Annotated in this window: 12 protein-coding genes; 11 read left to right on the top strand and 1 reads right to left on the bottom strand. The window is 42.8% G+C overall.

The window, feature by feature from the left end:
- The 11 genes from ACEW8O_RS26420 to ACEW8O_RS26370 form a co-directional block, all read left to right on the top strand.
- The coding region (locus ACEW8O_RS26420; RefSeq protein WP_373497630.1) for a hypothetical protein at nt 1-246 on the top strand (246 nt) is incomplete at its 5' end.
- Between the two features lie 85 nt (nt 247-331).
- Nucleotides 332-1,303: a lanthionine synthetase LanC family protein gene (locus ACEW8O_RS26415; RefSeq protein ID WP_373497629.1), complete on the top strand. Its 972-nt coding sequence runs from the start codon at nt 332-334 to the stop codon at nt 1,301-1,303.
- Between the two features lie 7 nt (nt 1,304-1,310).
- The gene (locus tag ACEW8O_RS26410; protein WP_373497628.1) at nt 1,311-1,913 is read left to right on the top strand and encodes a galactosyltransferase-related protein; all 603 of its coding nucleotides are present in this window, start codon (nt 1,311-1,313) and stop codon (nt 1,911-1,913) included.
- A 139-nt stretch (nt 1,914-2,052) separates the two neighbouring features.
- Nucleotides 2,053-2,847 (top strand): FkbM family methyltransferase, encoded by a 795-nt coding sequence (locus ACEW8O_RS26405; protein WP_373497627.1) that lies wholly within the window; start codon nt 2,053-2,055, stop codon nt 2,845-2,847.
- A gap of 116 nt (nt 2,848-2,963) precedes the next feature.
- Nucleotides 2,964-4,205, top strand: coding sequence for a glycosyltransferase (locus tag ACEW8O_RS26400; protein WP_373497626.1), 1,242 nt, complete (start codon nt 2,964-2,966; stop codon nt 4,203-4,205).
- 179 nt (nt 4,206-4,384) lie between these two features.
- A complete protein-coding gene (locus tag ACEW8O_RS26395) occupies nt 4,385-4,744 on the top strand; it encodes a LytTR family transcriptional regulator DNA-binding domain-containing protein (RefSeq protein WP_373497625.1) in 360 nt (119 codons plus the stop codon).
- Nucleotides 4,745-5,038: 294 nt separating this feature from the next.
- Nucleotides 5,039-5,230 carry a hypothetical protein gene (locus ACEW8O_RS26390; protein ID WP_373497624.1) on the top strand — a complete coding sequence of 64 codons (192 nt, stop codon included), beginning with the start codon at nt 5,039-5,041 and terminating at the stop codon, nt 5,228-5,230.
- A gap of 190 nt (nt 5,231-5,420) precedes the next feature.
- Complete coding sequence (locus tag ACEW8O_RS26385; RefSeq protein WP_373497623.1) at nt 5,421-6,392, top strand: BF3164 family lipoprotein; 972 nt, start codon at nt 5,421-5,423, stop codon at nt 6,390-6,392.
- A 155-nt stretch (nt 6,393-6,547) separates the two neighbouring features.
- Nucleotides 6,548-8,491, top strand: coding sequence for a heparinase II/III family protein (locus ACEW8O_RS26380; RefSeq protein WP_373497622.1), 1,944 nt, complete (start codon nt 6,548-6,550; stop codon nt 8,489-8,491).
- 243 nt (nt 8,492-8,734) lie between these two features.
- On the top strand, nt 8,735-10,786 hold the full coding sequence (locus ACEW8O_RS26375) for an alginate lyase family protein (protein WP_373497621.1): 2,052 nt from the start codon (nt 8,735-8,737) through the stop codon (nt 10,784-10,786).
- A 233-nt stretch (nt 10,787-11,019) separates the two neighbouring features.
- Nucleotides 11,020-13,896: a family 16 glycoside hydrolase gene (locus tag ACEW8O_RS26370; RefSeq protein ID WP_373497620.1), complete on the top strand. Its 2,877-nt coding sequence runs from the start codon at nt 11,020-11,022 to the stop codon at nt 13,894-13,896.
- Nucleotides 13,897-14,002: 106 nt separating this feature from the next.
- On the opposite strand, the gene ACEW8O_RS26365 is transcribed toward ACEW8O_RS26370, so the two are convergent.
- On the bottom strand, nt 14,003-15,601 hold the full coding sequence (locus tag ACEW8O_RS26365) for a sulfatase (protein ID WP_373497619.1): 1,599 nt from the start codon (nt 15,599-15,601) through the stop codon (nt 14,003-14,005).
- Nucleotides 15,602-15,657 lie beyond the last annotated feature (56 nt).

Raw genomic sequence — 15,657 nt, 5'->3', positions numbered from 1 at the left:
AAGTGGTGCGGCCACCACGAGGTGCTGATCCCCACCCTGCTCTACGAAAGCGGGCTTTCAATCAGCGACTTCGGAGGTAAGGGGGAATTCGTGCCGGATGGTTTTGAAAACAGGTTCTATCTGGAAAACACGCCCAACCCCAAGGGTATACTCTCTGACGGGACCATGCGCTGGAGACCTGTGTTTGAGGAGCTGGGTACTTTGAAAAACAAACTCTACCACCCCGTTAAACTTAAGGATGAATAAGGCAGCGGAAATACAGCATAAACTGGATGAACTCTTGTTTGCCCATTATCAAAAACTGGATACCCCGTGACTTTTTAAGGGGAAAATGGGGGCTTGCCTTTACTTTTTTGAAGCCTTTCAAAACAATAAAAACCCCAAATATGGACAGTCAGCAGAAAATATTCTTCAGGAGGTGTATACCTTCGTCCACCAAAACCCGGTTCCCACTTATTTTGACAATGGACTGGCTGGAATAGCCTGGGGTATTCACCAACTCATTAAAAAAGGCGCTGTGGAGGGAGAAGCCAATGAATTGTTGGAACAGATTGACAACATACTTTTTAAGGTAATCAGCGAAAAATCCGAAGAACTTGAATTCGGGCTAAAACGAGGGTTACTTGGATATTTCCTTTACGTGTTGGATAGGTTGACTCCCCTTCTTGGTCAGCCCCCTACCAAGGGTTACCGGGAAATATTCACTTCTTTGGCTATCCTGCTTCTAAACCGCCTCCACTTCTTAGTAGAAGCTCAAAAAGCCAATTTTTCCGAACCTAAACAATTTAACCTTTTTTGGGACCTGCCCAATTACTTATCTATACTGGCCGTAATCCAAGACAGTCGCCTACTTCCTGAAAAAACCCATAGGATGTTAAAGGACATAACACCATTGGTCCTTTCCACCCTCCCCCAAAACCTTGGGAACTGCCTGAATATGTATTGGGCAATTAACCGACTAGCCGTACCCGATTGGAAGCCTCATACCGGACTCCTTCAAAAAAGATTAATTGATGCTCCCTTATCCGGATTTGGGCTTAACAACAAAAGCCTGTATGTGGAAAACGGACTGGCGGGATTGATATTATTAGATCATCAAATGAAGTCGGACTTTGGGGATTTTGATGGGATTTTTGACCAGAAGGACAACATTTGGGAAGCTTTTATACATTTGGAAAGGTCCGAATATTGGGAATACCTTTCTAACAACCTTGACCATGAACTGGGCTTGCTGTATGGCATAACAGGGATTAACTTTTCTATTCTCCATCTATCCAAAGAAAAAACCATCATTCAAAAATGATCCCATTATGAAAGACGTCAGTTTTCTTATTCCCATTAGGTTGGACTCTATACTCCGGTTGGAAAACCTTCTGGTTGTGGTCGATTTTTTGAGGAGTCATTTCCACTCCCCCATCTTGATATATGAATCGAATAGTTATTCTACAGGAATTTTGCCTTCCCTAATCGGTACGAAAGCAGTTTACAGATTCACAGAGGACAGGGACGATATCTTTCACCGGACGAAATACATCAACAAATTGGTAACCTTATCCTCTACTCCTTATGTAGCCGTATGGGACTGTGACGTCATCATCCCCCCTGAGCAAATTAAGGAAGGCATTCAACACCTACAGGAAGGCCGATCCAGTTTCGTCTTCTCCTATGCCAATGAGTTTTTGGATACCGGCTTCATTTTAAGGGAGATTTATGTGAAAGAAAGGAATATTGACATGCTGTTATCTCAAAGAGGGAAAATGACCCCATTATATGGTCCCGAGCCAATAGGAGGGGCATTTATGGCCAATCGGCAGGACTATATGGACATAGGGCTTGAAAATCCCGATTTTTACGGATGGGGAAGGGAAGATGGTGAAAGGCTTCATAGGTGGAAAGGCATGGGGTATAAATAGACGGGCCACTATTCCATCTGTCCCACCCCCGAGGCATTAATAGTGGCTTTCATAGTGTTCGGGAGGATCAGGGAAAATGGAGCGATATCCTAAATATTAAATCCCTCGGGAAGGAAGAGTTAACCAAAAAAGTTAAGGAATGGTCTCTTTTTTGAACAAATTGCCAAATATCCTCGGAAAGCTGAGGTCATCATCCGGGATAAAAACCCAGGTAGCCTACTGGATCCAAAAATGTGGGGCTAAAAAACCCTGGATGGTGGTACAAATTGGAGCCAATGACGGCAAAACCAAGGATCCCCTGCATCAGGCCATTTCAAAAAACCCGAAATGGGATGTCCTTTTTGTGGAGCCAGTCCCTTATCTATTTGAAAAACTAAAGGCCCATTACCCGGAAACATCAAGATTTAGGTTTGAAAACTCGGCGATTAACGAGGGTAGTGTCCAGGACTTTTACTGGGTGGACAAAAAGGCAAAATATATCCTGGGCAATATTCCTGAATGGTATGACCAATTGGGCTCCTTTGACAAAAACCATATCAGGAAACACCTGAATGGCATCCTGGAACCGTTTATCGTTTCCAAAAAAATACAGGGGATTACCTTGGAAGCCTTGTTTCAAAAGCACCACATCCAACAAATTGACCTACTGCGCATCGATTGCGAAGGGTACGACTGGAAAATACTTCGGCAATTGGATTTAAGCAGGTTTAAACCCTCTCTCCTTCTCATAGAGATAAAACACCTGAATAAGGAAGAACTAAAATCCACCATTTCATTTCTCTCCCACGATTATCATATCTATCAATTGGAGGGGGATTTTATGTGCATCGCAAAAGGCACTCACGAACAACTTTCAAAAAATGACAGGTACCACTTAAGTTCCCGGCATTCCTTCCAACCCCTAAAAAACCAAATAATGTCTCATCAGAAATAGTTTGACTATAGTTTTTCCGTAGCGTACGCTGGTTACTGCGGATGTACTCTGCAAAGATCTGCGATATCTGCGGGAGATATTCGGACATTAATTGGTTATAAAAACATAAGTTGATAATGAACAATAGTCAAAAAAAATTAAAAATTGCCTTCTTTGTGGAGCGGTTCCCAAAATTATCGGAAACCTTTGTGGTCAATCAATTGAGCTTCCTGCTGAATGCAGGACACGAAGTGGATGTTTTCCCGGTTGGAAGGTCCGGGGAAAAAGACATGCACCGGGATATTCACCAATTGCGCTTACTCCGTCGCACCAATTATCCCCCTATAGTGCCCCAAAACAAAATTTGGGCATGGATAAAATTCACGGGGTTGGTATACGTAAAACCGACACTACGTACTGTGGTTAAATTACTCAAGGCGCAGGACTTCTATCGCAACCAGGATATGCTCCGTCGGTTTTATTTGATTTCCCTGATTTATCCATTTATACCAAAAAGGAAATATGATATTATCCATTGTCATTTTGGCCCTACCGGGTTAAGGGCGGTATTTGTGGCCTCGCTGGGGCTTTTGGAAGGGAAAATGCTCACCACATTTTACGGATATGATATCACCCATCATACCATGGGAAAAAACTATTACCAGAACCTCTTTAACAGTTGCGATAAATTTATCGTCATTTCAAATTATATCAGGGAAAAAGCAGCTTCCGTGGGGTTTGACCGGGACAAGTTGGAGGTATTGCCCATAGTTGTGAACACCGATGAATTTATTCTCTCCAGTAGGAAAACAGACAGCGATTGCATACGCCTATTGAGCGTTGCCAGGTTAGTGGAGAAAAAAGGGTTGTATTATTCCATTTCGGCATTTCACCTTCTTGTGGAACAATACCCTAATATCCATTATGACATCGTGGGGGACGGGGAATTGATGGAGCCTTTGAAGGAACAGGTAGCATTACTCGTATTGGAAGAAAGGGTAATTTTTCACGGGGCCAAAAAGAAGGATGCCATCATTGATTTTTATAGGAAGTCCGATATTTTTGTCCTGCCCAGTATAACGGGCAGCGATGGCAATTCGGAAGGTCAAGGGCTGGTGCTGCAGGAGGCACAGGCCATGCGATTACCTGTGTTGGCTACCTTGCACAATGGAATCCCTGAGGGGGTGATGGATGGTATTACAGGATATTTGGTGCCAGAGAAGGACATCGATGAACTTGTAAAAAAAATGGAGCTGCTTATTGAAAACCCAAAGGCACGTAGGGAAATGGGGGAAAGAGGCAGGGAATTCGTGAACAGAAAATTTAACAACACCCTTTTAGGTAGGCAATTGGAAAATATTTACAGAGACCTACTTTAAAAATCATGGATTTTTATAATATAAAAATCAAATAAAAGATTTTAATTATAAAATTTTATGGGTATATATAATGTTATTTTGAATTATTAATCAAAAAATAATGCAAAATAATTTGAAGTCATATGTTTTTTTTTTTTTTAATTTAACGAAATAGTTGAACCTTTTTATTCTTTATTTTTATGGAAAGCAACTTCTACTTCTTAAAATGTAACCATAAGGTAGTAAAACTGGACATGCACTTGGTCACTCATATTTCCGTAGATGATTATGTGGTTACCATACATTGTTTGGATGGGTCTATTCATTCCTGCTGCTCTTCCCTAAAAAGGATGGAAAATGAATTGCCTTCCGTTTTCAAAAAAATCAACAGAAGCTGCTTGGCCAATAGTGGTTTAATACAATCCATCCACAGTAAGGAAAGAGAAATAACGATGCTAAACGATATTCGACTGAGGGTGGCCAAATCCAAATGGTCTGAACTTAAAAGGGAATTTGTTCAACTTAAGCACCGGACCAATCAAATCCACAGGGGAAAATAGTCCTATCTCTTATTTCAATTTATTTGAAGGTACTTTTGAAGGGGAAAAATGTAGGGGAGAATTCAAAAGATACTTTATGAAACCGAAAAGAAGTTGTCACCGAAAAACCTGAAAGCCATTAACCCTCTATTGCTTAAGAATTCGCTTTACCTACTCTAAATTCCAGTTCACGGGAAAAAACGGTCCGTTCACGGGATAATCCATACCGTTCACGGGAAACAGAATTATTCCTGTTTTATTTTTAGTTTTTTATGGATAGGTTTAATTCATGTATAAATTTAAAACATATCAATCATGAAAAAGAAAATGACATTGCAGAAATCCGCTATGGCTGCGGGAGTGGTGGCCATGAGCATTGGGTTGTTTAATTCGTTTGATGCAGAAGCTGATGGGGGCTGTCAGTTTGTGTGTTGTGCAAGAAATTATACCATTTTCTGTGAAGACAAAGATGGAAATGCATGGGAGAATTCAAAAAAAATCGATTGAGCCACTACCTGTACAGGACATGAGTGGGATTAAAACCATGAATGGCAGCATTTATTCTTTAAAAAAGAATAAATGCTGCCCTAGTTGCGGAAAAAAATGGCTAGGTTCGGTTGGTGGTTTATGTTTATTCTTGGTTTGGGCATGCCAGGCTCCAAAACAGGGGCAGGGCTCCACAGAAAAAAGATTTGACATGTCCAGTCTCCCTGCAGTCTTTCTTCTTCCAGGAAAAAAACATGTTTTTGAAGAAATAATAATGCCGGGAAGCTTATTGTTCAAACAAGATAAGTTGGTTATTTCTGATAAATCGGAGAATGGATACCTCTCGCATATTATTGACACAGATAGTTGGAAATACCTGTATCCCATGGGAGTGATTGGATATGGCCCGGGGGAGACACCTTCGGTATGGGCGATAGAAAGTGGTCTTGATCCGGACTACTTCTGGACTTATAGTCTTACTGCCAAGACTTTTTCCCAGTATCCCTTGAAGGAAACACCAGAAAAGCTAGCCGTACGCCAAATAAAACAAAAGGAAGATTTTTTCCTGGCCATGGGCCTGACATGGAGCTCAGATAGCACAATGATGACCTATCTGGTGAGGGGAGAGGACAAATTTGTGGAATTTAAAATAGACGGCACAAGATTAAAAGGTTATGGAAAATGGAAAAATACGATACCGGGAAATTACTCGGACGAAATAATAGCTTCCCTGCACAAAGGGAAGTTAATGGGAAACCCCAAAACCAACAAATTCCTGAAAGCATGTATACTTAGGGACCATTTGGAAATTTTAGACAAAATGAGTGGTGTTATCATTTCAATCGATGGCCCGCTAAGTCATATCCCTCAATTCAAAGTTGCCGGTTCAGCCGGTAATCAATCTCCCATAGTCCAGTCGGATCAACCTCTGGCTTACATGGATGCTTTTCTGGGGGATGATTTCCTCTTTGGGTTGTATTCCGGAAAAACAGACCAAGAAATAATGGAATTGGGAAGAGGGGAAACGGAAATCTTTGTGTTTGACCTAAACGGGGAAGTCCGCGCACTATTTAACCTGGATACCCCAATCAGTGCCTTTACCGTGGATGAAGCCAATAAAAGAATATTTGGGATCACTGTGGATAAAGACCCAGGGGTAGTTGTTTTTGATTATAATCTTTGAGAAATTTTTGGAAGGCCTTTTTGATCCTATACATCAGCATCTCCCTTCCCTTTATCAAAAAAATCCAGGCAAAAAACAAGGTGCCCGGATAAAAAATTATTCTTAACTTACTTCATATTGCCATTCTCCTTCAACCAAAAAAAACCCGGAATAACATGAAATATTTACAAATAACCTTATTATATCTTCTATTATCTTTTTTCCATAACACCCAGGCCCAGGACCTGGTAAGCGGGAAATATTCGAAAAATGAATTATCGGCAGTGCTGATACCTTATGCGGAATGGAAACCCTTCCCCAAACTGGAAAACCGGAAAGCCTGGAAGGAAGCTGAACAGTCTCTCCTGGAGAAATACTTACAGTCCGCCAATGAATACATCGATTATGATTGGCCCTATATCCCGGCCACAAAATCCTTACTTATTGAAAGAACAGGTGACAGGGATGAATACCAGGCCGTCTCATTTGAGAAAAGGAAGGTATTGGGTACCATGATCATGGCTGAAATTTATGAAAATAAGGGCAGGTTTATAGATCCCATCATCAATGGTGTGTGGTCCATCTGTGAGGAATCCTTTTGGGGTGTGCCTGCCCATCTGCCCAAAACCAAAGAACATTCCGGTTTAATAGATGTTTCCAAACCATTTGTGGACTTGTTTGCAGCGGAGACTGCAACCTACCTGGCCTGGGCAGACTATTTCTTCGGTAAAAGATTTGATGAAGTTTCGCCCCAAATCCGGAAAAGAATAAGGTATGAGACACAAAACCGGATTTTTGAACCGCTGATGAAACAGCACCACGGCTGGATGTCCGCCAATGCCAATGGCAGGCCACCCAACAACTGGAATCCATGGATATGCTCCAATTGGATCAATGCGGCTTTGTTGCTTGAAAATGATCCGGCCAAAAGGACAGCTTTGGTCCATAAGGCCATGGAGGTATTGGATGAATTTCTGAATCCTTATCCCCAGGATGGCGGTTGTGATGAAGGCCCCAGCTATTGGGGGGCTGCGGCGGCTTCCCTTTATGACAATATTTCCCTGCTCAACCTGGCTACTGATGAAGCCTTTCAATATGTATTGGAAGATGAAAAGGTGAAGAACATGGGTAAATTTATTTACAGGGCACAGATCAGTGAGGATTATTTTCTCAACTTTGCTGATGCAGATCCCCAGCCGACCATGTCCGCGGCCATGATTTATCGGTATGGTAAGGACATCCGGGATCCGGATATGATGAAATTTGGGGCATATTATCGGGACCCCGAACAAACCACACTTCCCCGGTTTCATTATTTTCGCAATTTGTTTGAGCTTTTTATTCAGGATGAGTTTAAAAACGCCGAAAAAGGATTGCCCCTGCCAAAAGATGTGTGGCTTAAGGATATCCAGGTATTGGTAGCCAGGGACCATGAAGGTAGCAGTGATGGGTTTTTCCTGGCAGCTAAAGGTGGGCACAACGATGAAAGCCATAACCACAATGACATAGGCAATTATGTGGTCTATTATAATGGACATCCTTTATTGATCGACGTAGGGCGTGGAACCTATACCCGTAAAACCTTCAGTGATGACAGGTACACCATCTGGTACAACCGCTCAGACTACCATAACTTACCTACGGTGAATGGCAAAACCCAGCTTCCCGGTAGCCAATTTAAAGCTACACAGGTTTCTCATCAGGCCAAAAGAAACAGTCCGGGCATGACCCTGGACATTTCCCGGGCCTATCCTGATGAGGCCGGCATCAATAGCTGGAAAAGGACCCTGACCCTGGACCGGGGAAAGCAGGTCACGATAACCGATGATTATGATCTGACAGATGCCAATCACATCACCCAGCACCTGATGACCATCTATCCTGCCGTGGTAACTAAGCCGGGAACCTTGACCATTCCATTTATGGATGGGGATGGACAAAAAAGGGATTTTACCTTGACCTATGATGAAAAAAAGATGGAGGCATCTGTTGAAAAGATCCCATTGACCGCACCTGAGGACAAGGGTATCATCACCAAATGGGGTGACAATATCTACCGGATCAATCTTGAAATGAAAAATCCCAACCCTAAGGACAAGGTGAAGTTTGTGGTGAAATGAGGAAAAAGGTAAACCTGACAGGTTTAGTGTCAAACATCTGAAAAATCTTTCTCGGAAAAGTTAAAAACCTGTCAGGTTTTAAGCAATTACCGAATATGGTATATTAGTGAGGGAGGAAACCTGACAGGTTTGGTATCTAACATGTGGTAAAATCATTCAAGGAAAAGTAAAAAACCTGTCAGGTTTTAATCCTCTCCTAAACTTAAAAGTCAATATTAGTCTGAAAATCATCAACAAAGGAAAATGTTAAAAGGAATCAGAATTTTACTGTTTACAGGTTTTTTCTTAACCATAAGTATCAGTCTCTTTGCCCAAAGAAATTGGAAGGAAATTTCCACAGTTGAGGATTTGAATGAAACCTATCCGGAAACCATCAAAAATCTATTCGAACAGATCAATATGGATCGCCCTGGTCTGGAAAAGGTAAAGGCAGCTTATGTGCATGGTGATATGATAAGTGCCGGCAAAGAATTGTTGGATTTTTATAAAACTTCGGGGAATGCACCTGAACTGATAAAACAACTACCCGGCAAAACCAATAAAACCATAGCCTCAACCGATAAAATTTTGAACAATGTCTTTGTTATCCAAAACGTAAGGGGGCAGGTTCCTGTAGGAGATGATGGTCATAGGGACTGGTATTACAAAGGTCCAAACAATGACCGGGAATGGGCCTGGCTTTCCAACCGGCACAGCCAATTGTTGGAGGTGTTCAATACTTATTTTGAAACCGGCAACCCCAAATATGCGGAATACCTGGATGCTTTCTTAAGGGATTTTATCATCAAAAGTATGCCTTATCCTGATCAAAAAGGCTCGGAATCCATTTGGAGGGGACTGGAAGTAGCGGCCAGGGCCAAAGCCTGGACCCGTATTTTTTATGGATTGATTAGCAGTGACTATTTGCAACCCGCCACCCGGCTTTTGATCTTGAGCAGTTTGCCTGACCATGCCCATTACAGTAGAAATTTTCATGGGGGCAATAATTGGTTGACCATGGAGATTTCAGCACTGGCGACCATTGCTGCGCACTTTCCTGAATTCAGGGAGTCTGACAGTTGGTTGGACTATTCCATTGGTGCCATGACTGCCAGCATGGAGGACCAGGTTTATCCCGACGGGGTGCAAACCGAATTGACTTCTCATTACCATAATGTGTCCTTGGCAAATTTTAAACTGTTTAAATCCATTTGTGAAAAGGCCAATAAGCCTTTACCGGATTTTTTTAACCAAACCATAGAAAACATGTATGCCTACATTGCCCATGCTGTCAGGCCGGATGGCCACCGTATATTGAATAATGACGGCGATAGGGGCAGTGACCGCGATCTCATCTTAAAAGGAGCAGCGCAATTTGACCATGCCGATTGGGCGTTTATTGCCACTAATGGGCAGACCGGCATCAGGCCGATGGATGGCCCATCCTATTTCTTTCCCTGGGCAGGTCATCTGGTATCGAGAAGTGGTTTTGATGCCGATGCGCATTGGTCTTTTTTCGATGTGGGACCTTGGGGCAGTGGGCACCAACACAATGATAAGCTGCATCTTTCCGTCGCTGCCTATGGCAGGGATTTATTGGTGGATGCCGGCCGGTTTGCCTATACCGGTGAGATAGCAGAAAAATTCCGGCCTTATGCCAAAGGAACGCAAAGCCATAACCTGATCCTGATTGATGGAAAAGGTCAGTCCGCAGGTCCCACACATGCCAGTGAACCCATTGGAGAAGAGCACTTCAAAATTGCAGAAGATTATGATTACGCCTCCCATTTCTTTGATGATTTTATTGACCTGGAAGGAACGGCCCGGCATGTTAGGACTCTTTTTTATGTAAGGGGTGAATTTTGGGTGGTCGTGGATAAAGTCGATACAGACAGGCCCAGAAATATTGAAACTCTATGGCATTGGCATCCCGAATCAGTAGTGGAACAATCGAAACAAATGGTCAAAACCAACAATGAAAAAGGCAACCTTGCTGTGATTCCGGTGGGTGGACATAATTTTGACATTAGCTTTGTAAAAGGTCAGGAAGACCCCGAAATCCAGGGCTGGTACAGTCCTGAATACAATATATTCGGGCCTAACACCACCGGTATTTATTCTACCGAAATTGAGGCAACCGCTACCTTTGTGTGGATACTTATGCCATCCGAAAAGGAAACTCCCATGGTGAAAGCAGCCATCATCTCGGAAAGTGAAAAAGATATCAGGATTAAAGTGAATTCAAAGGGAAAAACCTGGCAACTCCAAATCCCATTTATGGACAGTGATAAAGCCAAATTATTAATAGACTTGTAATGGGGAAGCAGCTTCTTTATAAAGCGATTGATTGATCACAGGATATGTATGTACTCAATGATGCCAGTAAAATGTCAATTCAATATAATTCTTGCTAGGAGATTGAAATGTACGGTACATCGGTCTTCCGACTTCGGTCTTCCGTCTGTAGTAGAATATTGGGTTACTGGCAAAGAAGCGGATATCCATTTTTCCAGATCTTTCCAGTTAGAAAAACAAATAACTATCCATATATGACCTTCAAATTCCGGCCATTTAAACATTCATATTATACCATCTTCCTCTTACTATTGATTTTAAAGGCTTGCAATTTTAGTCAGGATCCAAAAGAAAAGCTCCCATCAGAAAATCAGACCCATGATCGACTGGACAATTATTTGGAATGGGGAATTTACAGAGGAGATAAAAAGGCCAATCAATATGCAGAAATGGGCCAGATCCATGCTGCTAATGTACATACCTTAGAACCGGTCTGGGAATACCGTACCGGAGATGCCGACGAAAATTCAAATATGTACAGCAATCCCATTGTGATTGACGGGAGAATGTACTTTTCTACACCGGCGCTAAATGCAGTAGCCTTAGATGCGGTGACCGGTGAGGAAATCTGGGTTTTTGAATCTTCCAAATACAATAAGGATCAAAAAGTACTTAGAGGCAGGAACCGGGGTGTTACCTATTGGGAAGGAGAGGAAGGACAGCGCATATTCCTCTTTGTTAGAGACCGGGTTTATGCCATTGATGCAAAAACAGGTGAATCTATTTCCTCTTTCGGTGGGAAAGGCCATATTCAACTGACACAAAATCTGGGAATGGATGAGGACAAAGCTTATATAGAGGTGACCACACCGGGTATCATATATAAAAACCTTTTGATTATCGGTTCAAAAGTTCCTGAAGATTACCACTCCACGCCGGGACATGTCCGGGCTTATAATGCTGTCACCGGGGAATTGGAGTGGGTTTTCCATACCATTCCACAAGAAGGCCAGTTTGGACACGACACCTGGGAGTGGGTCGAAGGGGAAATGTACGGTGGAGCAAACCCCTGGGGGGGATTTTCATTGGATGAAAAAAGAGGTTGGGTATTTTTTGCTACGGGTTCTCCTGCCAACGATTTTTATGGTGGGTTCAGAAAAGGCATCAACCTGTTTGGCAATTGTGTCATTGCTCTGGATGCTGCCACGGGGGAACGTAAATGGCATTACCAGACCGTCCGACATGATATTTATGATTATGACAATCCTCCTGCCCCTATACTTGTCACTCTTAACATGCCAGATGGGCAAAAGGATGCTGTCGTACAAATGACAAAAATGGGCTTGACGTTTGTTTTGGACCGGGATACGGGAGAGCCTTTGTTTCCCGTAGAAGAACGCCCCATTCCATTCTCTGAAGTTCCGGGCGAAGAAACCTGGGCTACACAACCTTTTCCTATAAAACCACCTCCACTGGTTCGGCAAACTCTAACAAAGGCAGATATCAGTAAAGTGACACCCGAATCCCATGCCTATGCGCTGGAGCAGTTTAGTAAATATGATCTGGGGGGAATTTATTCACCTCCTTCAGTAAAGGGGACAATCTCGCTGCCGGGACATCTTGGAGGGGTAGAATGGGGAGGTGGAGCTTTTGACCCATTTCTGAATATTTTGTACGTGAATGCCAATGAACTGCCCAGTATCAACAGACTATTGGAAGTCAGTGACAACATGGAAGACACTTACTCTGAGCCCGCAGAAATGGGTGCGGCTTTATACCGAAGTCATTGCACTGTCTGTCATGGCGCTGATTTGAAGGGTAACCCACCGGTTCACCCTTCTCTACAAGGCCTGTCTTTAAATGATAAGGAAATTTATCGAACCATCAGTCAGGGGAGTAACCTGATGCCGGCCTTCAATCACCTTTCTGAAAAGGAGGCCAAAGCTTTGGTAACTTTTCTTAAAAGTAACCCGGCCTTACAGGAAAAACTGATCAGTCAAAAAGACAATAAAACGGGGAATTCCGGAAAAACAAGGTTTGTTATTGACGGATACAAATACCTCAAAGATCAATATGGTGCCCCTGCCATTTCCCCTCCGTGGGGTACCCTTAGTGCTATGGACCTGAATAAAGGGGAAATACTTTGGCAAGTGCCTTTGGGAGAATATCCGGAATTGGCAGCCAAGGGAATCCGCAATACCGGTTCCGCCAATTTTGGTGGGCCCGTGACTACTGCAGGAGGGGTGGTTTTCATAGCTGCAACTCCGGATGAAAAGATCAGGGCTTTTGAATCCTATTCTGGCAAAGAATTATGGGAATACCAATTGCCTGCAGGAGGTTATTCCATACCAAGCACTTTCATGATCAATGGCAGGCAATACCTTGTGGTCACTGCAGGGGGCGGAGGGAAAAATGCCACCAAGTCCGGCGATTCCGTCATTGCCTTTGCCTTGCCGGAACCTAAAGAAAATCAGCCTGCATCTCCCTCCAGCACTTGGATGTCACTTTTTGACGGGAAATCCCTGGACGGGTGGGTCCACTTGAATGGCTTCCATCAATTTATTGTAGAAGATGGTGCCATAGTGGGCCGGACTGTCGAAGGAAGTAATAATTCGTTTCTCTGCACAAAAGAAGAATTCGGGGACTTTGAACTGAAACTGGAAATCATGATTGATAGCATTACCAATTCGGGAATTCAGATCAGGTCCTCCGCCAAGCCACTCAAACATGGTGATCACTACAATGAAAGTGCAGGCAGGGTGTATGGCCCACAGGTTGAAATAAGGCAAAATCACGGTCAGGGATTGCTGACGCCTGAAGGATATTCCCCTACCACCGGCGTTTTATATGGAGAAGCATTGGGGACAGGATGGATGTCTTCTGAAAAGTTGATGAAAGACGGTCATCCACACTACCGTAATCACGGATGGAATGAACTCCGGATCCTTGCCGAAGGCCCCCGTATTCAAACCTGGGTGAACGAACATCAGATAGAGGACCATACCAATGAAGCGGTTTATAAAACCCATCCTAAAGGATTTATCGGTTTGCAGGTTCATGGTGTGGATGGAAAAGGACCCTTTGACATGAAATTTCGAAATATTAAAATCCGCCGCATTTCCAACAATTAAACCTATCTGATTTATTTTTTTTAAAATTTCACCTAATCCCTTTTCATTTTGTAAGGCAATTGGTAAACCTTTCCCTTACTATCAGAAAAATACAACCTGCTAAGATTTAATCGAAATCATCTGTTTCAAAATCAGATTTATTCACCCAACCTGCTTTCGTCTCCTCGTTTTTCATGAACCTTTCATAAAAATTCAAATCGGCAGGATTGGCATACTCATATTGATCAAAAACGTACCCCTTGCCAAACATTCTGGGATCGCCCTGTTGTTTCAACTCATTTTCCATTTGTTCCCTCAGACTATTGGCTATATGGGCATATTCCGGTTTCAATGTCAGATTATGCATACAATCACTGTCTTTGCTGATATCATAAAGCTCTTCATCCATTCTTTTCCCAAAATTCAGTTTCCAGTACTCCTCATTTTCTCCGCTACGGCGCATATCCAAAATACTGGTTTTAGTAGCTCCGCCGTCTGTATTGAGATAACCTGTCTCAGGATTTCCGGCAGGCCACCTGGAATTTTCGTAATTCCTCACATAAAGAAAATTTCCTTTTACTATACCCCTGATGGGATAACCAACATCATTGGGCCTCCCCACATCATGCCTTTCTTTACCAATAAGGACGTGGTCTCTTTCAGCATTGATAAATCCTTCCTTATCTGAAAATAAAATATCAGTAAGGCTTCTGCCCTCAACAGCCTCCATTCCAGACTCTTCAAAAGGTATTCCCGCCAACTCCAGAAAAGTTGGTGCCAAATCAATGAAGCTGATAAAATCATTGACTTTTCGCGATGCGTTTTTTATACCATTTTTCCACATGATGGCCAGAGGGAGATGGTTGGACATCTCGTAAGCCTGCCCTTTCACCCTGGGAAAAGGCATACCATTATCGGAAGTGATTATAATAATGGTGTTTTCCAATTCCCCTTTTTCCTCCAGGAGTTGAAGCATCTTTTCGATATGCTGATCAAAATATTCGAGTTCTAAGGCATAATCCAACATATCTGTCCGGACAGCGTCATTGTCAGGCCAAAAAGCAGGTACCTGTTCGATTTCATCTGTAGATTTTCCATATCGCAGGGAAGAACCATACTCATAAGCCCTGTGAGGTTCTACAGAGCCATACCAAAAACAAAAGGGTTCACCTTCCGGTTTTTCATTTAAAAAATCCTCAAAATTAGCAGCATAATCTACTTTGGATATGTGTTTGGTCGGAGGTTCCAGTGTTCTTTCATTGTATGCTTTGCCTGTTAGCAGTCTATTCTCACCGTTTATTTCACCTGAATTTCCTGGAGCCCATCCTTTCACGGTATGGCCGGTAAAATAACCATGCTCACCCAGTGCTTCCATAAAGGTTTTGAATTTTGCGGGAAAATGAGCCCAGTGGTTACCTGCTTCTTCCAGTTGCCATGAGTTCCTTCCTGTAAGAATAGTTGCTCTGGAAGGGGCACATTTGGCATTGGGAGTATAGGCATTCATAAACAAAATACCTTCTCTGGCCACCCTGTCAAAGGCAGGCGTATTGACCCATGTGGTCCCGTATGCACTCATATGGGGAAATGATGCATCATCAGCTATACAAAACAAAATGTTGGGACGTTGATATTCCTGTTCAGTATCGGAACTTGTACACGAGGAGCAAAATGAGATGAAGAAAAATAATCCGGCGATATAAATTGTTGACTTGTAGGTTGAATGCATAGTTTAAAGGGTTTAAGAACTGATTGAAAAATGCTTTAATTCATGGGATTGGCCGC

It is taken from the genome of Aquiflexum sp. (assembly GCF_041749095.1).
Taxonomy (GTDB): Bacteria; Bacteroidota; Bacteroidia; order Cytophagales; family Cyclobacteriaceae; genus Aquiflexum.
This window is presented reverse-complemented; position numbering and strand designations above follow the sequence as displayed.

Bases quoted from the DNA above. Each gene is read 5' to 3' on its own strand.
- ACEW8O_RS26415 (WP_373497629.1), top strand. From the start codon at position 332: ATGGGGGCTTGCCTTTACTTTTTTGAAGCCTTTCAAAACAATAAAAAC.
- ACEW8O_RS26405 (WP_373497627.1), top strand. From the start codon at position 2,053: ATGGTCTCTTTTTTGAACAAATTGCCAAATATCCTCGGAAAGCTGAGG.
- ACEW8O_RS26385 (WP_373497623.1), top strand. From the start codon at position 5,421: ATGTCCAGTCTCCCTGCAGTCTTTCTTCTTCCAGGAAAAAAACATGTT.
- ACEW8O_RS26370 (WP_373497620.1), top strand. From the start codon at position 11,020: ATGACCTTCAAATTCCGGCCATTTAAACATTCATATTATACCATCTTC.
- ACEW8O_RS26375 (WP_373497621.1), top strand. From the start codon at position 8,735: ATGTTAAAAGGAATCAGAATTTTACTGTTTACAGGTTTTTTCTTAACC.
- ACEW8O_RS26395 (WP_373497625.1), top strand. From the start codon at position 4,385: ATGGAAAGCAACTTCTACTTCTTAAAATGTAACCATAAGGTAGTAAAA.
- ACEW8O_RS26365 (WP_373497619.1), bottom strand. From the start codon at position 15,601: ATGCATTCAACCTACAAGTCAACAATTTATATCGCCGGATTATTTTTC.
- ACEW8O_RS26410 (WP_373497628.1), top strand. From the start codon at position 1,311: ATGAAAGACGTCAGTTTTCTTATTCCCATTAGGTTGGACTCTATACTC.
- ACEW8O_RS26400 (WP_373497626.1), top strand. From the start codon at position 2,964: ATGAACAATAGTCAAAAAAAATTAAAAATTGCCTTCTTTGTGGAGCGG.
- ACEW8O_RS26380 (WP_373497622.1), top strand. From the start codon at position 6,548: ATGAAATATTTACAAATAACCTTATTATATCTTCTATTATCTTTTTTC.
- ACEW8O_RS26390 (WP_373497624.1), top strand. From the start codon at position 5,039: ATGAAAAAGAAAATGACATTGCAGAAATCCGCTATGGCTGCGGGAGTG.